Annotated in this window: 20 protein-coding genes; 16 read left to right on the plus strand and 4 right to left on the minus strand. The window is 68.4% G+C overall.

The features are described from left to right. Window positions 1-24: 24 nt before the first annotated feature. The gene (locus tag SB771_RS29170; RefSeq protein WP_175657355.1) at window positions 25-813 is read left to right on the plus strand and encodes a type II secretion system protein N; all 789 of its coding nucleotides are present in this window, start codon (window positions 25-27) and stop codon (window positions 811-813) included. Window positions 814-844: 31 nt separating this feature from the next. Here the strand turns inward: SB771_RS29170 and SB771_RS29175 are convergent, their stop codons facing one another. Further along, complete coding sequence (locus SB771_RS29175) at window positions 845-2,407, minus strand: efflux transporter outer membrane subunit (protein ID WP_175661308.1); 1,563 nt, start codon at window positions 2,405-2,407, stop codon at window positions 845-847. 282 nt (window positions 2,408-2,689) lie between these two features. Then, window positions 2,690-2,974, minus strand: a complete 285-nt coding sequence (locus SB771_RS29180; RefSeq protein ID WP_175661307.1) for a multidrug ABC transporter ATPase — start codon at window positions 2,972-2,974, stop codon at window positions 2,690-2,692. Window positions 2,975-3,148: 174 nt separating this feature from the next. Here SB771_RS29180 and SB771_RS29185 point away from each other — a divergent pair, with 174 nt between their 5' ends. From SB771_RS29185 to SB771_RS29195, 3 genes are all read left to right on the plus strand, one after another. Continuing rightward, entirely contained in the window at window positions 3,149-3,637 is a 489-nt protein-coding gene (locus SB771_RS29185) for a MarR family winged helix-turn-helix transcriptional regulator (protein ID WP_006750437.1), read from the plus strand. Window positions 3,638-3,812: 175 nt separating this feature from the next. Beyond that, window positions 3,813-5,375 (plus strand): DHA2 family efflux MFS transporter permease subunit, encoded by a 1,563-nt coding sequence (locus SB771_RS29190; RefSeq protein WP_175661306.1) that lies wholly within the window; start codon window positions 3,813-3,815, stop codon window positions 5,373-5,375. Between the two features lie 97 nt (window positions 5,376-5,472). Beyond that, window positions 5,473-5,715: a type II toxin-antitoxin system Phd/YefM family antitoxin gene (locus SB771_RS29195; RefSeq protein WP_175661305.1), complete on the plus strand. Its 243-nt coding sequence runs from the start codon at window positions 5,473-5,475 to the stop codon at window positions 5,713-5,715. Window positions 5,716-5,821: 106 nt separating this feature from the next. Here the strand turns inward: SB771_RS29195 and SB771_RS29200 are convergent, their stop codons facing one another. Next, window positions 5,822-6,748 (minus strand): LysR family transcriptional regulator, encoded by a 927-nt coding sequence (locus SB771_RS29200; protein ID WP_012362727.1) that lies wholly within the window; start codon window positions 6,746-6,748, stop codon window positions 5,822-5,824. 140 nt (window positions 6,749-6,888) lie between these two features. On the opposite strand from SB771_RS29200, the gene SB771_RS29205 reads away from it, so the two are divergent. From SB771_RS29205 to SB771_RS29255, 11 genes are all read left to right on the plus strand, one after another. Beyond that, window positions 6,889-7,365: a CidA/LrgA family protein gene (locus SB771_RS29205; protein WP_175661304.1), complete on the plus strand. Its 477-nt coding sequence runs from the start codon at window positions 6,889-6,891 to the stop codon at window positions 7,363-7,365. 13 nt (window positions 7,366-7,378) lie between these two features. After that, window positions 7,379-8,101, plus strand: coding sequence for an LrgB family protein (locus SB771_RS29210; RefSeq protein ID WP_011655573.1), 723 nt, complete (start codon window positions 7,379-7,381; stop codon window positions 8,099-8,101). Window positions 8,102-8,275: 174 nt separating this feature from the next. After that, window positions 8,276-8,812, plus strand: coding sequence for a flagellar basal body-associated protein FliL (gene fliL, locus SB771_RS29215; protein ID WP_011655572.1), 537 nt, complete (start codon window positions 8,276-8,278; stop codon window positions 8,810-8,812). A gap of 22 nt (window positions 8,813-8,834) precedes the next feature. Next, entirely contained in the window at window positions 8,835-9,833 is a 999-nt protein-coding gene (gene fliM, locus SB771_RS29220; protein ID WP_011655571.1) for a flagellar motor switch protein FliM, read from the plus strand. Then, the gene (fliN, locus tag SB771_RS29225) at window positions 9,826-10,317 is read left to right on the plus strand and encodes a flagellar motor switch protein FliN (RefSeq protein WP_006750430.1); all 492 of its coding nucleotides are present in this window, start codon (window positions 9,826-9,828) and stop codon (window positions 10,315-10,317) included. The genes fliM and fliN overlap by 8 nt, the downstream gene beginning before the upstream one ends. Then, window positions 10,314-10,880: a flagellar biosynthetic protein FliO gene (gene fliO / locus SB771_RS29230; RefSeq protein ID WP_175661303.1), complete on the plus strand. Its 567-nt coding sequence runs from the start codon at window positions 10,314-10,316 to the stop codon at window positions 10,878-10,880. Before fliN ends, fliO begins: the two co-directional genes overlap by 4 nt. A 36-nt stretch (window positions 10,881-10,916) precedes the next feature. Then, window positions 10,917-11,678, plus strand: coding sequence for a flagellar type III secretion system pore protein FliP (gene fliP / locus SB771_RS29235; RefSeq protein WP_011655568.1), 762 nt, complete (start codon window positions 10,917-10,919; stop codon window positions 11,676-11,678). A 16-nt stretch (window positions 11,679-11,694) separates the two neighbouring features. After that, a complete protein-coding gene (gene fliQ / locus SB771_RS29240; protein WP_006750427.1) occupies window positions 11,695-11,967 on the plus strand; it encodes a flagellar biosynthesis protein FliQ in 273 nt (90 codons plus the stop codon). A gap of 28 nt (window positions 11,968-11,995) precedes the next feature. Next, the gene (fliR, locus tag SB771_RS29245; RefSeq protein WP_175657268.1) at window positions 11,996-12,778 is read left to right on the plus strand and encodes a flagellar biosynthetic protein FliR; all 783 of its coding nucleotides are present in this window, start codon (window positions 11,996-11,998) and stop codon (window positions 12,776-12,778) included. A 350-nt stretch (window positions 12,779-13,128) separates the two neighbouring features. Beyond that, a complete protein-coding gene (locus SB771_RS29250) occupies window positions 13,129-15,147 on the plus strand; it encodes a site-specific DNA-methyltransferase (RefSeq protein WP_175661302.1) in 2,019 nt (672 codons plus the stop codon). After that, window positions 15,147-18,182, plus strand: coding sequence for a type III restriction-modification system endonuclease (locus SB771_RS29255; RefSeq protein WP_175661301.1), 3,036 nt, complete (start codon window positions 15,147-15,149; stop codon window positions 18,180-18,182). The genes SB771_RS29250 and SB771_RS29255 overlap by 1 nt, the downstream gene beginning before the upstream one ends. A gap of 224 nt (window positions 18,183-18,406) precedes the next feature. Here SB771_RS29255 and SB771_RS29260 read toward each other — a convergent pair whose 3' ends face one another. Further along, on the minus strand, window positions 18,407-18,781 hold the full coding sequence (locus SB771_RS29260; RefSeq protein WP_175661300.1) for a hypothetical protein: 375 nt from the start codon (window positions 18,779-18,781) through the stop codon (window positions 18,407-18,409). 25 nt (window positions 18,782-18,806) lie between these two features. Here SB771_RS29260 and SB771_RS29265 point away from each other — a divergent pair, with 25 nt between their 5' ends. Further along, entirely contained in the window at window positions 18,807-18,974 is a 168-nt protein-coding gene (locus tag SB771_RS29265) for a hypothetical protein (protein WP_175705065.1), read from the plus strand. Window positions 18,975-19,009 lie beyond the last annotated feature (35 nt).

A 19,009-nucleotide genomic window follows, 5' to 3' on the forward strand; every position in this document is an offset into this window, starting at 1 on the left:
GATGAAACCAGCGACGGTCGGCCGATGAGGCCAGGGATCAGGCGGCTTGCCGCCGCGGTGCCGTGGGTGGTGGCAGGCGGGCTCGCGACGGCGCTGACGCTCGTCGCGCTCGCGCCGGCCGCGTGGATCGCGCCGCAGGTCGCGCGCGCGACCGGCGCTCACGTGAACCTCGTCGATCCGGAAGGCTCGCTGTGGCACGGTTCGGGCACGCTGATGCTCGCGCCGGGCGCGGACCAGAGCGCGGCAACGCTGCTGCCGGGGCGGGTCCAGTGGACCACGCGCTTCTGGCCGCTGCTGACCGGGCGCGTGCAGATGCACATGCGGCAGACCGAGGCGATGCCCGACGCCGTCACGCTCGATGCGACGTGGCGCGGCGCGGTGCTGTCGGCGGGCTCGATGGCCGTGCCGGCGTCGCTGCTCGCGGGGCTCGGCACGCCGTTCAACACGCTCGACCTGCAGGGCGACGTGCGGCTCGGCTGGACCGACTGGCGGATGATCGGCAACAACGCGTTCGGCCAACTGACGGTGACGATCGATTCGATGAGTTCGCGCGTGTCTCGCGTGAAGCCGCTCGGGTCGTACCGCGCGGTGCTGCAGGCGAAGGGCGCGGACGCCGATCTCGACCTGTCGACCACGCAGGGCCCGCTGTTCCTCGACGGGCACGGCAGCTTCGGCCCCGGCCGCGGATCGTTTAGCGGCACCGCGCACGCGGCGCCCGAGCAGCAGGCGAACCTCGCGGGGCTGCTGAACCTGCTCGGCCGTCCGATCGGCAACAACCAGGTGTCGCTGATCTTCGGCGACGCGATGCGCTGAACGCGCGCGGCGCCCTCTCCCTTTTCCCCGATTACTTCTGCGCGAGCGGCGCGGCGGCCGACGGTGCGGTCGCGGCCGACGCTGCCGCACCGGACGCCGGCACGGGTGCGGGCGCCGCCACGTCGCCCGTCTCGCGCGCCATGTCCGACGCATCCCACCCGCCGCCGAGCGCCTTCACGAGCCCGACCGACGACACCATCCGCTGGCCGGCGATCGTCGCGAGCTTCTGCTGCGCGGTAAACGCGGTGGTCTGCGCGCTCAGCACGTTCAGATAGGCGACCGTGCCCGCCTTGTACTGGTTCGTGACGATCGCGAGCGCTTGCTCGGCGCTGTCGACGGCCTGCCGCTGCACGTCGACTTCCTGCGCGAGGATGCGTTGCGACGCGAGGTTGTCCTCGACGTCCTGGAACGCGGTGAGTACCGCGAGGCGATACGCGGCGACGTCCTGGTCGTAGGTTGCGCGGGCGGCATCGGTCTGCGCGGCGCGCAGGCCGGCGTCGAACAGCGTCGCCGCGAGTTGCGGGCCGACCGTCCAGAATCGCGCGGGCAGCGTGAACAGTTGCGACCACACCGAGCTCTGGAAGCCGCCGGTGGCCGACAGCGTGAGCGTCGGGAAGAACGCGGCGATCGCCACGCCGATCTGCTCGTTCGCGGAAGCCGCGCGGCGTTCGGCCGCCGCGATGTCGGGCCGGCGCTCGAGCAACGCGGACGGCACGTCGACCGGCGTGATCGGCGGTTGCGCGGTGAGCGGGTTCGGCGGCAGCGAGAACGTCGATGCCGGTTCGCCGATCAGCGTCGCGATCGCATGCTCGTACTGCGCGCGCGCGACGCCGTTGTCGATCGCCGCGGCCTGCGCGCTCTGCAGCTGCGTCTGCGCCTGGATCACGTCCGCGCGCGCGGCGACGCCCTGCGCGTACTGGTTCTGCGTGAGCCTCAGCGAGTCGCCGTATGACTTCACGGTGTCGTCGAGCAGCTTCTGCAGCGCATCGGACGTGCGCAGCTGGAAGTAGGTCTGCGCGAGCAGCGCCTGCTGCGACAGCCGCGCATTCGCGAGATCGGCCGCGGCGGCCGCTTCGCCGGCGCGCTGCGCGCTGACGCTGCGGCTCACCTTGCCCCACAGATCGGGCTCCCAGCTCGCATCGAGGCCGACGCTGTAGCTGTTGCTGATCGCCGAACTGCTGCCGAAGCCCGACGCGCCCGACGACGTGGACGTGCGTCCCGAGCGTGCGCGCGAGCCCGACGCGGTCAGCCCGACGGTCGGGAAATATGCGGCGCGCGCTTCGGCGACGAGCGCGCGGGCCTGCCGGTACGCGGCGGCCGATTGCGCGATGGTCTGGTTCGATGCGTTGAGCTTGCCGATCAGCGCGTCGAGCTGCGGATCGTCGTAGACGCTCCACCACGGGCCGCGGTCGGCCCGGTCGGCCGGCTGCGCGACCTTCCAGCCGGCCGGCGCTTCCTTGAAGGCGGCGGGGATCGACGTGTCGGGCCGGTGATAGTCGGGCCCGACGGCGCAGCCGGCGAGCAGCACGGCCGTCGCAACGGCGACGGCGGCGCTCAGCGGGCGAAAGGCGCGCGGGAGGGGGGCGTACGGCATCGTGGTTTTCCTGTCTGGGCGCGACGGCCGGCAAGCGGCGCCGCGCGATGCGGTCGTTGTGCCGCTGGCGGACAAATGGTAACTGACGGCGGGAAAGCCGCGCAGCCCTAAGGGTACGGCGCGCGGCGGCACGCATGTGTTACCGGCGCGGCCGGCCGGTTTACCGGCCATTACCATTACGGACTGCTTGCGGACGAAACAGGCAGGGGATGCGGCGCGGTCCACACCGGGCCGCGGCGGGCGCGGCCGGCCCTCAGTCGGGATGGCGAAAGCGGCGTGGCTTCAGTGGCAGCGCACGGGCACCGGGACGGGATCGGCGGCGGACCGCCATGTCGACGGCTCCGTCGCCGCCGGCTGGCCCGTGCGGCGGGCGGTGTCCTTCGCGTTGCGCTGCCGGCGATGATCGAACCATGCGAACCCGAGCGCCGCGAGCGATCCGCCCGGTACCACCAGCATCGTCACGTACAGCGCGATCTTCCAGCCGCGGTGCGGCCCGGAGAACACATGATGAGCGGTATCGGTCAGATTGCGGCGCAGCGCGCCGGCGGCATTTTTCAGGAACAGCATCGCGAACATCCTTGGGGGCCCGGCAGCGCGGGCAAAGCGGTCAGAACATAGTCTCCGGCAGTGCAACATGCACGTCGTAACTGGTTGACTGAAATAATATTGACTAAGCAATCATTTTTCAAGATACTGGGCGCGTTTTGACCTGAAACGCACTGTTGCGGCGTGCGCAATCGCATGAACGGCGGCCTCTACGATCCCGACACCATCGCGCTGGAAACGAGCCTCGGTTATTACCTGACCAAGGCCCGGCAGGCGCTCGTCGAGCGAATGGACCGCGCGCTCGAGCCGCACGACCTCACCGCGCAGCAGATCGGCGTGATCCTGCTGCTGTCGCGCGGCTATGCGCGCACGCCGTTCGAGCTGTCGCGCAAGATGTCGTATGACAGCGGCTCGATGACGCGGATGCTCGACCGTCTCGAGCGCAAAGGCCTGGTCGCGCGCTCGCGCAGCGAGCAGGACCGCCGGATGATCGAGCTGACGCTGACCGAGCGCGGCGCCGAGGCGGCCCGCGCGCTGCCGTCGCTGATCGCGACCGCGCTGAACGCGCAGCTCGCCGGCTTCTCGGCCGACGAACTCGCGACGCTCACCGGCCTGCTGCAACGGTTCATCGCCAACGGGCCCGGCGACGCCGGCTGCCCGAAACCCGACGAACCGGACTGCTGAGCGCGGGAGGCCCGATGTCTAGGTTAAGCATTCGCTTATTTCTCTGTCTGGGCAGAAGATGACAAGACACATGCTGCGTCTCTCCCCTCACCCGTTCCACCCGGCCGGGCCGCGCGGTATCGCGCGCCCGTGCGTTGTGCCGGCGCGTCGCGCGCGCCGCGTCTAGGAGATTCCGATGTCCGCCACCACGGCATCCGCCACGCCGCCTGCCACCCAACCCGCGCCGCTCACCGGCGGCGCGCTCGCGCTCCTCACCGTCGGGCTCGCGCTCGGCACCTTCATGGAAGTGCTCGATACGTCGATCGCAAACGTCGCGGTGCCGACCATCTCGGGCAGCCTCGGCGTCGCGACGAGCGAAGGCACGTGGGTGATCTCGTCGTATTCGGTCGCGTCCGCGATCGCGGTGCCGCTGACCGGCTGGCTCGCGCGGCGGGTCGGCGAGGTGCGCCTGTTCACGCTGTCGGTGCTCGCGTTCACGATCGCGTCGGCGCTGTGCGGGCTCGCGTCGAACTTCGAGACGCTGATCGCGTTCCGGCTGCTGCAGGGCCTCGTGTCGGGCCCGATGGTGCCGCTGTCGCAGACGATCCTGATGCGGAGCTACCCGCCGGCGAAGCGCGGGCTCGCGCTCGGGCTATGGGCGATGACGGTGATCGTCGCGCCGATCTTCGGCCCGTTGCTGGGCGGCTGGATCAGCGACAACTACACGTGGCCGTGGATCTTCTACATCAACCTGCCGATCGGCATTTTCTCGGCGGCCTGCGCGTACTTCCTGCTGCGCGGCCGTGAGACGAAGACGAGCCGGCAGCGGATCGACGCGGTCGGCCTCGCGCTGCTCGTGATCGGCGTGTCATGCCTGCAGATGATGCTCGACCTCGGCAAGGACCGCGACTGGTTCAACTCGACCTTCATCGTCGCGCTCGCGCTGATCGCGGTCGTGTCGCTCGCGTTCATGCTCGTGTGGGAGGCGACGGAGAAGGAGCCGGTGGTCGACCTGTCGCTGTTCAAGGACCGCAACTTCGCGCTCGGCGCGCTGATCATCTCGTTCGGCTTCATGGCGTTCTTTGGCTCGGTCGTGATCTTCCCGCTGTGGCTGCAGACGGTGATGGGCTACACGGCCGGCAAGGCCGGCCTCGCGACCGCGCCGGTCGGGCTGCTCGCGCTCGTGCTGTCGCCGCTGATCGGGCGCAACATGCACCGGCTCGATCTGCGGATGGTCGCGAGCTTCGCGTTCATCGTGTTCGCGGGCGTGTCGGTCTGGAATTCGACGTTCACGCTCGACGTGCCGTTCAACCACGTGATCCTGCCGCGGCTCGTGCAGGGGATCGGCGTCGCATGTTTCTTCGTGCCGATGACGACGATCACGCTGTCGAGCATTTCCGACGAGCGGCTCGCGAGCGCGTCGGGGCTGTCGAACTTCCTGCGCACGCTGTCCGGCGCGATCGGCACCGCGGCCAGCTCGACGTTCTGGGAAAACGATGCGATCTACCACCACGCGCGGCTGTCGGAATCGGTGAGCGTCTACGCGCAGAACACGACCGACTACCAGGGCGCGCTCGCGCAGCTCGGAATCGTCGGGCAGACGGCCAATGCGCAGCTCAACCAGCTCGTCACGCAGCAGGGCTTCATGATGGCGACCAACGACTTCTTCCACCTGTCGGCCGGCGTGTTCATCGCGCTCGCGGCGCTGGTTTGGATCACGAAGCCGCGGAAGGGCGCGGGGCCGGCGATGGGGCATTGAGGCCGGCGGGTACTTTCGGTGGACGGGAGGACCTTGCGACGGGCCCCCAATTAAACGAAGCTAGGGCGATCCGAACCTGGTTCAATTGGAGAATGCGATGCATACCTACGACATGCATGACGCGGAAACCAACCTGTCACGGCTGATCGACGAAGCCGTTCACGCCGGCGAACCGTTCGCCAAAGCCGGCAAGCCACTCGTCAAGGTCGTGCCGATCGATACGTCGGATCCGGTTCGGCCGAGCCGGATCGGGTTCATGAAGGGACAGATTCGGGTCCCGGATGACTTCGACTCGATGGTCAGTGACAAAATCAGCAAGCTGTTCGAGGGCGACGCATGAAATTGCTGCTCGACACTCGCCGGCCGCTTTCGGCGGCTGCTGGTGCAGCCGAGTTTCCCGCCCGCCCGATTCAGCACGTCTGATTCCACCGGGCATCGCCCCGGCCTCACTCCCGCGCCCGCAATCCCCCAAAGGCCAGGTCGTCGCCCGACGCGATCGGCAGCGTCGCCCGCGCGACGTCGAGCCAGGCCCGCGCCGCGTGCGACAGGTAACCCTTCTTCAACCAGCCGAGCGCGATCGCCCACGTGATCTCCGGCTCGACGATCGGCCGGCACGTGAACTGCCGCGCATCGAGCCGCCGGCAGTACGGCTCCGGCAACAGCGCGATGCCCACGCCCGCGTGCACCAGCGCGGCCATGAAGTCCCAATGACCGCTGCGGCTCACGATCGACGGCGTGAAGCCGGCCTGCCGACACGCGTCGAGCACCGCATCGTGCAGCGCGAGGCTTTCCGCATAGAACACGAACGACTCGCGTGCGAGATCGGCGAGCGGCACGGCCGCGTCATCCTCCCAGCGTGACTCGCGCGGCGCGACGAGCCACAGCGGCGCGCGCACCATCGGCAGCCGCTCGAACGTGCCGGGATCGACCGGCTCCAGCAGCCCGCCGAGTTCCAGTTCGCCCGACATCAGCGCGGCCTCGATCATCCGCGCGCCCTGCTCGAACAGCTTCAGCTCGATGTTCGGATAGCGCTGCTTGTACGCGGCGATGATCGGCGTGAACAGCGACCCGCCCAGCGGCGGAATGCCGATCGTCAGCTCGCCGCGCCCGAGCGTGCCGAGATCGTTCAGCTCCGACTGCAGCTGCGCCTGCGCGGCGAGCACGTCCTGGCCGCGCTGGAACACGATCCGCCCCGCGTCGGTCAGCACCATCTGCCGGCCATCGCGCAGCAGCAGCGGCGAGCCGATCTCGTCCTCGAGCGCCTTCACCATCTTGCTGATGGTCGGCTGCGTGACGAACAGCCGGTCGGCGGCCGCGGTGAAGCTCTGCTGACGCACGACCTCGACGAAGTACCGCAGTGCGCGCAATTCCATCGATTACTCCCCAGTTTGGTGCGGCGAACCCAAAGCGAATTCCGAATTGGAATGACAAGGATAGAGACAAGTCATTTTATTTATGGTTAGGGGAAACCCTATACTCACACCATCAACGGAACATCTGTATGGAGCCTGCCATGACCCACCCGACCACCACTGCCGCCGCCCGCCCCGCCGCTGCGGGCACCGTTGCGCGCACGGGCCGGATCGTGCTGCAGGCCGCCGCGCTCGGCGTGCTGTGGATGGCGGTCGACTGGGCCGTGCGCGCGGTCGGTCTGCCGGTGCCGTCCGGCGTGATCGGCCTCGCGGTGCTGCTCGTGCTGCTGTTCTCGGGCCGCGTCGCGCCCGCCTGGGTCAAGGACGGCGCGAACTGGCTGCTGTCCGACATGCTGCTGTTTTTCGTGCCGGCCGCCGTCGCGGCCGTGCAGTACGGCGGGCTGTTCCGCGAGGACGGCTGGCGCATCGCGCTGGTCATGCTCGCCGGCACCGCGTTCGTGATGGTCGCGGTGGCCGTCGCGGTCGACCTCGCCGCGAAGCTCGAACGCCGGCTGGCCGCGCAGCGCGTGTTCGCCCAACGCCGCCGCGCGCGCCTCGCCACCGTGTCCGCCCACTGAGCCGGAGCCCGCGATGCCCGCGCTATTGTCCAGCCTGTCCGTCGACCACGTGAATACGGCGATCTCCGTCGGCTGCTTCGTGCTGACGGTCGTCCTGTATTTCGCGTCGAAGCGGCTCTACGCGTACAAGAAGACGCTGCTGTTCTCGCCGCTCGTGTTCGTGCCGGGCGTGCTGGTGCTGCTCGTGTTGCTGACCGGCATCCCGTATTCGGTCTACTTCCGCGACACGCGCTGGCTGATGTGGCTGCTCGGCCCGGCGACGATCGCGTTCGCGGTGCCGATCTACGAATATCGCGAGCTGATCCGCCGCCACTGGCTGTCGCTGTCGGTCGGCGTCGCGGTCGGGATCGGCGCGGGCGTGTGCGGGTCGCTGCTGCTCGCGAAGCTGCTGCACCTATCGCCCGAACTGCAGCGCTCGCTGATGACGCGCTCGGTGTCGACCCCGTTCGCGCTCGCCGTGTCCGACAAGATCCATGCGCCGAAGGACCTCACCGCCCTCTTCGTGATCGCGACCGGCATCTGCGGGATGCTGCTCGGCGAAATCGTGCTCGCGCTGGTGCCGATGCGCACGCGGCTCGCGCGCGGCGCGCTGTTCGGCGCGGCCGCTCACGGCGTGGGCACCGCGAAGGCGCGCGAGATCGGCAATGAGGAAGGCGTCGTGTCGAGCCTCACGATGATGATCGCGGGCGTCGCGATGGTGCTGATCGCGCCGCTGCTGTCGCTGCTGCCGATCTGACACCGCACGGGGCGGGCGCCGCAGCTCGCCCTCCCAACGCACCGCAGCGGCGTGGGCCAGTCGTCGCCCCGCCATTCCAGCCCTGCCTCGAGCCCGCACCCGCCGACAATCGGCTGAGATAGCCGCAATTCCCCCCTCTTTTCCGCCCATCGGGCTCGGCCCGGATGCCGAACAATGCATGCTACGAGACATCACGCACGCATTCACATGGCCTCCACGACTGCAAACCCGACTGCCGACAAGCCGGCTTCCTCCGGCAAGTTCAAGCGCATCGCGCTCATCGCCGTCATCGCGCTGGGCGCGGCCGCCGCCGCCGCGGGCGGCATGTACGTGTTCCTGAGCAAGGCGGGCGTCGGCCACGCGAGCGCGCCCGCCGAACCGGCGCCGCTCGCCGCGCCGGTGTTCTTCCCGCTCGACCCGCTGACCGTGAACCTGCAGTCCGACGACGGCGTGCAGCATTACCTGCGAGTCGGCCTGTCGCTGAAGCTCACCGACCCGAAGGCGCAGGAGCAGCTGACCGCGCGCATGCCGGAAATCCGCAGCCGGATCCTGCTCGCGCTGTCGAACAAGCATCCCGAGGATCTCGCGACACCGGAAGGCAAGCATTCGCTCGCGAAGGAACTGCGCGAGCTGATCGAGCAGCCGACGCAGCCGGGCAACCAGCGCGCGAAGGTCGACGACGTGCTGTTTACCGAATTCGTCGTCCAGTAACGCGGCCGCAAAAGGAGCGCGCATGGGCCACCAGGAGTTCATGTCCCAGGAGGAGGTCGATGCCCTCCTCAAGGGCGTCACGGGCGAAACCGACACGGTCGACGAGCAGCGCGACCTGTCGAGCGTCCGCCCCTACAACATCGCGACGCAGGAGCGGATCGTCCGCGGCCGGATGCCCGGCCTCGAGATCATCAACGACCGCTTCGCGCGCCTGCTGCGGATCGGCATCTTCAACTTCATGCGGCGCACGGCGGAAATCTCCGTGAGCCAGGTGAAGGTGCAGAAGTACAGCGAGTTCACCCGCAACCTGCCGATCCCGACGAACCTGAACCTGGTGCACGTGAAGCCGCTGCGCGGCACGTCGCTGTTCGTGTTCGACCCGAACCTCGTGTTCTTCGTCGTCGACAACCTGTTCGGCGGCGACGGGCGCTTTCACACGCGCGTCGAGGGCCGCGACTTCACGGCCACCGAGCAGCGGATCATCGGCAAGCTGCTGAACCTCGTGTTCGAGCACTACGCGACCGCGTGGAAGAGCGTGCGGCCGCTGCAGTTCGAATTCGTGCGCTCGGAGATGCACACGCAGTTCGCGAACGTCGCGACGCCGAACGAGATCGTGATCGTCACGCAGTTCTCGATCGAGTTCGGGCCGACGGGCGGCACGCTGCACATCTGCATGCCGTACTCGATGATCGAGCCGATCCGCGACGTGCTGAGCTCGCCGATCCAGGGCGAGGCGCTCGAGGTCGATCGCCGCTGGGTGCGCGTGCTGTCGCAGCAGGTGCAGTCGGCCGAGGTCGAGCTGAGCGCGAATCTCGCGGAGATCCCGTCGACCTTCGAGAAGATCCTGAACCTGCGTGCGGGCGACGTGCTGCCGCTGGAGATCGAGGACACGATCACCGCGAAGGTCGACGGCGTGCCGGTGATGGAATGCGGCTACGGCATTTTCAATGGTCAATATGCGTTGCGCGTGCAGAAGATGATCAGCGCGAGCGACACGATGAAGGAAGGTGGATATGAGTGAGCTGAACCAGACGCCCGAACTCGACGCGCAGGCCCTCGCCGACGCGGCATTGGCGGAATCGGCAGCGGCCGCGCAGGCGGCACCTGCGGCGGCGCAGGAAGATCAGGGCCTGGACGACTGGGCCGCCGCGCTTGCCGAGCAGAACCTGCAGCCGGTGCAGGCCGGCGCGACCGGCGCCGGCGTGTTCCAGCCGCTGTCGAAGGCCGCGGCCAGCTCGACGCACAACGACATCGAGATGATTCTCGACATCCCGGTCAAGATGACCGTGGAGCTCGGCCGTACCAAGATCGCGATCCGCAACCTGCTGCAGCTCGCGCAGGGCTCGGTCGTCGAGCTCGACGGCATGGCCGGCGAGCCGATGGACGTGCTCGTGAACGGCTGCCTGATCGCGCAAGGCGAGGTCGTGGTCGTCAACGACAAGTTCGGCATCCGGCTGACCGACATCATCACGCCGGCCGAACGCATCCGGAAGCTGAATCGATGAACGTCGTCGCGCCCGGCCGCCGCGTGCGCGTCGCGACCTCGGTGGCGGCTGCCGTCGCCATTGCGGCGTCGCTCGCCTGCGTGCCGGCCGGCGCCGCCGACATGAACGCGGTGAACAACGCCGGTTCCATCGCGTCGAGCGTGATGGTCGGCTCGGCCGCGCCGTCGCTCGGCGTCGGCGCGGTGCTGCAGACGCTCGTCGGGCTCGCGGTCGTGATCGGCCTCGTGTTCGGGTGCGCGTGGCTCGCGCGCCGCTTCGGGTTCCAGCCCGCGCGGCGCGGCGGCCCGCTGAAGGTCGTGTCGAGCGTCGGGCTCGGCGCAAAGGAAAGCGCGACGATCGTCGAGATCGGCGACACCTGGCTCGTGCTCGGCGTCGCGCCGGGCAACGTGCGATTGCTGCATACGCTGCCGGCCGGCTCGGCGGTGGCGCCGGCGTCGGCCGAGCTCCCCGCCGGCACGCCTTCGGCCGATCGCGGCCAGCCCGGCACGTTCGGCGCGCGGTTTCGCGACGCGCTCGCGGGCGAAGCCGCGAAGCGCTTCGGGCGCGGCAAGGACAACCGCTGACATGGCGTCGCGCCCTCTTTCCGTATCTGCATTCCGATGAAACACGAATTCCTGCGTCGCGCGGCGCGCTTCGCGCCCGCGCTGATCCTCGGCCTCGCCCCCGCGCTCGCCTGCGCGCAGGCGGCCGGCCTGCCCGCGTTCAACACGAGCCCGGGCCCGAACGGCGGCACCACCTATTCGCTGAGCGTGCAGACGATGCTGCTGCTCACGATGCTGTCGTTCTTGCCGGCGATGCTGCTGATGATGACGAGCTTCACGCGCATCATCATCGTGCTGTCGCTGCTGCGCCAGGCGCTCGGCACCGCGACGACGCCGCCGAACCAGGTGCTGGTCGGCCTCGCGATGTTCCTTACTTTCTTCGTGATGTCGCCGGTGCTCGACCGTGCCTACGCCGACGGCTACAAGCCGTTCTCCGACGGCTCGATGCCGATGGAGCAGGCCGTGCGGCGCGGCGTCGCGCCGTTCAAGACCTTCATGCTGAAGCAGACCCGCGAGACCGATCTCGCGCTGTTCGCGAAGATCTCGAAGGCCGCGCCGATGCAGGGCCCCGAAGACGTGCCGCTGTCGCTGCTGGTGCCCGCGTTCGTCACGAGCGAGCTGAAGACCGGCTTCCAGATCGGCTTCACGATCTTCATCCCGTTCCTGATCATCGACATGGTCGTCGCGAGCGTGCTGATGTCGATGGGGATGATGATGGTGTCGCCGTCCACCGTGTCGCTGCCGTTCAAGCTGATGCTGTTCGTGCTGGTCGACGGCTGGCAGCTCCTGATCGGCTCGCTCGCGCAGAGCTTCACGTAAGCGGAGGACACGCGCGATGACGCCCGAACAGGTAATGACGCTGGCGCACCAGGCGATGATGGTCGGCCTGCTGCTCGCCGCCCCGCTGCTGCTGGTCGCGCTCGCGGTCGGCCTCGTCGTGAGCCTGTTCCAGGCCGCGACGCAGATCAACGAATCGACGCTGTCGTTCATCCCGAAGCTGCTCGCGGTGGCCGCGACGCTCGTGATCGCCGGCCCGTGGATGCTGACGACGATGCTCGACTACCTGCGGCAGACGCTGCTGCACGTCGCGACGCTCGGCGCCGGCTGACCGGCGCGCCCTGCACCGTTCCGTCTCAATGTTCTCGGTTACCTACGCGCAGCTCAACGGCTGGCTGACCGCCTTCCTGTGGCCGTTCGTGCGGATGCTCGCGCTCGTCGCGACGGCGCCCGTGGTCGGCCATGCCGCGGTGCCGGTGCGCGTGAAGATCGGCATCGCCGCGTTCCTGGCGCTGGTCGTCGCGCCCACGCTCGGCGCGATGCCGGACGTCACCGTGTTCTCCGCGCCGGGCATCTGGATCGTCGTCACGCAGTTCCTGATCGGCATCGCGCTGGGCTTCACGATGCAGCTCGTGTTCGCGGCCGTCGAGGCGGCCGGCGACTTCATCGGGCTGTCGATGGGGCTCGGCTTCGCGACCTTCTTCGACCCGCATTCGAACGGCGCGACGCCGGTGATGGGCCGCTTCCTGAACGCGATCGCGATGCTCGCGTTCCTCGCGGTGGACGGCCACCTGCAGGTGTTCGCGGCGCTGGCCGCGTCGTTCCAGACGCTCCCGGTGTCGGGCGACCTGCTGCACGCGCCCGGCTGGCGCACGCTCGCCGCGTTCGGCGCGACGGTGTTCGAGATGGGGCTGCTGCTCGCGCTGCCGGTGGTCGCGGCCCTGCTGATCGCGAACCTCGCGCTCGGGATCCTGAACCGCGCGGCGCCGCAGATCGGCATCTTCCAGATCGGCTTTCCGGTCACGATGCTGGTCGGGTTGTTGCTCGTGCAGCTGATGATCCCGAACCTCGTGCCGTTCGTGTCGCACCTGTTCGACATGGGGCTCGATGCGATGGGGCGGGTGTTGCTGGGGTGGCGCTGAGGCGGCAATACTCGGCAAGCGTGCAAGACATTCGCGCTGCCCCTTGCTTTTCGCAGCGTATCTGACTGGGACTCTCACGCCGGCGTATGGCCGACCGCGCCCTTTTTTCGTCGTTTTCGGCCCTCGTTTTCGACCCGCGCGGCAGGCCCCGCCGGACGCCCGCCGACAACCGCTCCGAAACCGCTTGCGGCCCGTCGGACGGGCGATCGCGGCCGATGCGCGCACGATCGCCTCGCATCGGTGCTTGACCTGCGCCGACCGACTCGCTAGCGTTTCGGGTTTGCCCGGGCGGCCATTGCCGCCGGTGCCGTGAGTGCGCCCGACGTCCTGGCGCACGCGGCCGGGCTCCGATGGAAAAAACGATGCAGAAACTCGATGCGGAGAGCCCGCAGGCGATGTCGACGGATTTCATCGCCGACAACGTCGCGCGCCTGAAGGCGCTGTTCCCCGAACTCGTGACCGAAGGCCCCGACGGCGCGTCGGTCGACGTCGACGTACTGAAGGCGCTGGTCGGCGAGCGCACCGTCGGCGCCGCCGACGAGCGCTACGGCTTCCACTGGCATGGCAAGCGCAGCGCGCGCCAGGCCGCGCTCACGCCGTCGACGGGCACGTTGCGCCCCTGCCCCGACGACAGCGTCGCGTGGGACGACACGCGCCATCTCGTGATCGAGGGCGACAACCTCGACGTGATGAAGCTGCTGCACAAGAGCTACGCGGGCAAGGTGAAGCTCGTCTACATCGACCCGCCGTACAACACCGGCAGCGATTTCGTCTATCCGGACGACTTCAGCGACAGCATCCGCCACTACCTGGCGATGACGGGCCAGACCGACGGCGGCGTGAAGCGCAGCACCAATACCGAGGCGAACGGCCGGTTCCACACCGACTGGCTGAACATGATGTATCCGCGCCTGAAGCTCGCGCACGCGCTGCTGTCCGACGAAGGGCTGATCGCCGTGCACATCGACGAGCATGAGGTGCATGCGCTCGTGCTGATGCTGCGCGAGATCTTCGGCGAGGAGAACGAGCTCGGCGTGGCCGTGTGGGACAAGCGCAATCCGAAGGGCGACGCGCGCGGCGTCGCGTACCAGCACGAATCGCTGGTGCTGTTCGCGCGCAACGCCGAGACGCTGCTCGAACAGGCGCCGCTGAAGCGCCCGAAGCGCAACGCGCAGCGCATGCTCGACGCCGCGCACGACGCGGTGTACCGCAGCGGCAACGCGAAGGACGCGCAGAAGGCATACCGCGCGTGGATGAAGGCGCAGACCAACCTGTCCGGCGGCGAGGTGATGTACGACCGGCTGTCGGCCGACGGGCGCGTGTACCGCCTCGTGTCGATGGCGTGGCCGAACAAGAAGAAGGCGCCGGAAGAGTATTTCACGCCGCTGATCCACCCGGCCACCGGCAAGCCGTGCGCAATGCCGGCCCGCGGCTGGCGCAATCCGCCGGCGACGATGCAGGCGCTGATCGAGCGCGGCCAGATCGAATTCGGCCCGGATGAAACCACGCAGCCGCAGCGGATCTACTACCTCGACGAGAACATGTACGAGAACGTGCCGTCGGTGCTGCCGTTCGCCGGCTCCGACGACGCGCTGCTGAAGACGCTCGGCATCCCGTTCGACCAGCCGAAGCCGGTCGATTTCGCGGCGGCCGTGATCGGCTGGTGCACGCGCGGCGACGACATCGTGCTCGACTGCTTCGCGGGCTCCGGCTCGACCGGCCACGCGGTGATGCAGGTGAACGCGACCGACGGCGGCGCGCGCCGCTATATCCTCGTGCAGCTGCCCGAGACGCTCGACCGGCGCGACAAGACGCAGCTCGCGGCCGCCGATTTCTGCGCGAAGCTGAAGAAGCCGACGACGCTCGCCGAGATCACGAAGGAACGCCTGCGCCGCGCCGCGCAGCAGGTCGCGCGCGACTATCCGGAAAGCTATGGCGACCTCGGTTTCCGCGTGTACCGGCTCGACACGACCAACGTGATCGAATGGGATCCGCGCCGCGACGACTTCGACCACGCGCTCTTCGCGTCCGTCGAGCATGTGAAGACCGGCCGCAGCGAGGACGACCTGCTCGCCGAGCTGACGCTGAAGCTCGGCCTCGACCTGTGCACGCCGGTCGAGCATCACCGGGTCGCCGGCAAGACCGTGCATCTGATCGGCCGCTCGATCGTCGCGTGCTTCGATGCGCGCATTTCGCGCGACGACGCGGGCCCGCTCTCGGACGGCATCGTCGAGCTGCTCGACGCGACCGGTGCGACGCGCGACGTCACGTGCCTGTTCCGCGACAGCGGCTTCGTCGACGACGTCGCGAAGCTCAATCTCGCCGCGCTGCTCGAGCAGCACGGCGTGAAGCGCGTGCGGAGCCTGTGATGCGGCTGCATTTCGAAGCGGATCTCGACTATCAGCGCGAGGCGATCGACGCCGTCTGCGACCTGTTTCGCGGCCAGGAATCGTATCGCGGCGACTTCAGCGTGCTCGCGAACGCCGCGCCCGGCACGACGGCCGCCGCGCAAGGCTCGCTCGGCTTCGCGGTATCGGAGCAAGGCGTCGGCAACCGGCTGTCGCTGACCGACGACGCGCTCGCGCGCAATCTCGCCGACGTGCAGCTGCGCGGCGGGCTGCCGCCGTCCGGCCTGCCCGGCTCGCGCGACTTCACCGTCGAGATGGAGACCGGCACCGGCAAGACCTACGTGTACCTGCGCACGATCTTCGAGCTGAACCGCCGCTACGGCTTCACGAAGTTCGTGATCGTCGTGCCGTCGATCGCGATCAAGGAAGGCGTGCACAAGACGCTGTCGATCACCGAGGACCATTTCCGCGCGCTGTATGCGGGCGTGCCGTACGACTACTTCCTGTACGACTCCGCGAAGCTCGGCCAGGTGCGCCACTTCGCGGCGAGCGCGGCGATCCAGATCATGGTGATGACGGTTGCCGCGATCAACAAGAAGGAGATCAACAACCTCTACAAGGACAGCGAGAAGACCGGCGGCGAAAAGCCGATCGACCTGATCCGCGCGACGCGGCCGATCGTGATCGTCGACGAGCCGCAGAGCGTCGACGGCGGGCTCGAGGGGCGCGGGCGCGAAGCGCTCGCCGCGATGGCGCCGCTCTGCACGCTGCGCTATTCGGCGACGCACGTCGACCGTCATCACATGGTGTACCGGCTCGACGCGGTCGATGCGTACGAGCGCAAGCTCGTCAAGCAGATCGAGATCGCGTCGGCGATCGTCGAGGATGCGCACAACAAGCCGTACGTGCGGCTCGTCGGCGTGTCGAACCGGCGCGGCGCGATCAGCGCGCGCATCGAGCTGGACGTCGCGACCGCGGCCGGCGTGAAGCGCCAGATCGTGGCGGCGACCGACGGCGACGATCTCGAACGCCTGACGAAGCGCGCGCTGTATGCAGGGCTGCGCGTCGGCGAAGTCCATGCGGTGAAGGGCGCCGAGTACGTCGAGCTGCGCCATCCGGAAGGCGAGGCATTCCTGTCGCTCGGCGAGGCATTCGGCGACATCGACACGCTCGCCGTGCAGCGCGAGATGATCCGCCGCACGATCCGCGAGCATCTCGACAAGGAATTGCGCCTGGCCGAGCGCGGCGTGAAGGTGCTGTCGCTGTTCTTCGTCGATTCGGTCGAACGCTATCGCCGCTACGACGAGAACGGGATGCCCGTGAAGGGCGACTACGCGCTGATCTTCGAAGAGGAATATGCGCGCGCGGCCCGCGTGCCGGCTTACCGTGCGCTGTTCGACGGCGTCGACGTCGCGCTCGAGGTCGAGCGCGCGCACAACGGCTACTTCTCGATCGACCGCAAGGGCGGCTGGACCGACACGAGCGAGAGCAGCGCCGCCGCACGCGAGAACGCGGAGCGCGCGTACGGCCTCATCATGCGCGAGAAGGAAGCGCTGCTGTCGTTCGACACGCCGCTGAAGTTCATCTTCTCGCACTCTGCGCTGAAAGAAGGCTGGGACAACCCGAACGTGTTCCAGATCTGCACGCTGCGCGATATCCAGACCGAGCGCGAGCGTCGCCAGACGCTCGGCCGCGGGCTGCGCCTCGCCGTCGACCAGGACGGCGAGCGCGTGCGCGACCCGGGCGTGAACACGCTGACCGTGATCGCGACCGAGCGCTACGAGTCGTTTGCCGAGAACCTGCAGAAGGAAATCGAGGCCGATACGGGCATTCGCTTCGGGATCGTCGAGGAACACCAGTTCGCGGCGCTGCCGGTGCAGGAAGGCGACGGGCCCGCGCATGCGCTCGGCATCGAGCTGTCGCGCGTGCTGTGGACGCATCTGCACGAGCAGGGCTACGTCGATGCGCAGGGCAAGGTGCTCGACCGGCTCAAGGATGCGTTGCGCCAGAGCGCGCTCGTGCTGCCCGAGGCGTTCGAGACGCTGCGCGCGCCGATCGTCGCGACGCTGCGCAAGCTGTCGGGCCGCTTCGCCGTGCGCAATGCGGACGAGCGGCGCGCGATCGCGTTGCGGCGCGACGCGTCGGGCAAGGCCGTCGTGTTCGGCGACGACTTCCGCGCACTGTGGGACCGTATCCGCCACCGCACCGTGTACAGCGTCGAGTTCGACAACGCGAAGCTCGTGCGCGACTGCACGGCCGCGCTGCGCGACGCGCCGGACATCGCGCGCGCTCGGCTGCAGTGGCGCAAGGCCGAGATCGACATCGGCAAGGCCGGCATCGAGGCGGTCGAGGTGGCCGGCGCGGGCACGGTGCTGATCGACGAAGGCGAGCTGCCGCTGCCCGACCTGCTCACCGAGCTGCAGGACCGCACGCAGCTCACGCGCCGCTCGCTCGCGACGATCCTGGCCGACAGCGGCCGGCTCGACGATTTCCGCGTGAATCCGCAGCAGTTCATCGCGCTGGCCGCCGACGCGATCAACCGCTGCAAGCGGCTCGCGCTGGTCGCGGGCATCGCGTACCGCAGGCTCGGCGAACGCAACGTGCATGCGCTCGAATCGTTCGAGAGCGAGGCGCTGACCGGTTATCTGCGCAACCTGCGTCCCGATGCGCGCAAGTCGATCCACGAGGCCGTCGTGTGCGAGACCGACGCGGAACGTGCATTCGCCGATGCGCTCGAAGCACACGACGGAGTGAAGCTGTACGCGAAGCTGCCCGCGTGGTTCCGCGTGCCGACGCCGCTCGGCAGCTATCACCCGGACTGGGCGGTGCTCGCGGAGCAGGATGGCGGCGAGCGGCTGTATTTCGTCGTCGATACGCCGAATGCCGATGGCGACGTGACGAGCGAGCACGAGCGCGCGAAGCTCGCGTGCGGTGAAGCGCATTTCCGTGCGCTGGTGGACGGGGAAGATGCCGCGCGATTCGTGCGCGTCAGGCAGGCGGATGCGTTGTTCGAGCCTGCTGCAACCATCGCGCCGCTGGCGAGCGCGGGACGCTGAAACGAAGGGCGGCGATGAGCCGCCCTTTGTTCATGGGGCGGCGGCGACGCCGATGCTCATCGCTTGCGGGAGCTGAGCCGCCTGTCATTCGCATGAAAGCCCATCTGTATTCTCGAGCGTTCATGTGCGTGGTTACGGCTGGTTGCAAATCGGGGTCGATGCCTGGCGCGGCCGGCATGAAAAAAGGGCGCCGAAGCGCCCTTCCGTGCCATGTAGCGCTGCGCTTACAGCGTGTGGCCGAATGCCTTGCGATGCGCGTGATGCGTGGACGTCGATGCATGCGCGGTATGGCCGTGCGTTTGGCTGTGAGCATGGCCCGGCTGCGTACCCGCACGATCGGCGATCGTGTCGGAACGATCGGCGGCTCGCGCGAGGCCCTTGTCGCGGTCGCCTGACTGGAAGCCGTTCGAGTTGCTGAGCGCTTGGCCGCTCATATGGCCGCCGGACATGCCGCCCGCGTTGCCGCCGGAGCCGCCTGCGCCATGACCGCCGCCGTTGCCGCCACCACCACCATTGCCGCCGGCCGCCGCATTCGCGGAAACGGCACCGAGTGCGAGCAGCGTGGCTGCCAGCACCGACAGATATCGTTGCGTTTTCATTGTTGGCTCCCTGGAGCGCGTTCGAGTGATTGCATTCTACGAACGCGTGCTCTGCGTGGTGCTCGACGTTGTAAATGATCGTAACGATGCGCGCGAGCGCCAATTCCTCAGATCAATTGGCCCGGTATCGGCCGCATCGGCGAACCGCGCGGCCGGCCGTCATCAAACGGGCATCATGCGATCACGCTCATGATGTGTCGTCGTCGTGATCGCGTTCTCGTGAACCGG

This window comes from Burkholderia sp. SIMBA_051 (assembly GCF_046534915.1).
GTDB lineage: Bacteria > Pseudomonadota > Gammaproteobacteria > Burkholderiales > Burkholderiaceae > Burkholderia > Burkholderia ambifaria.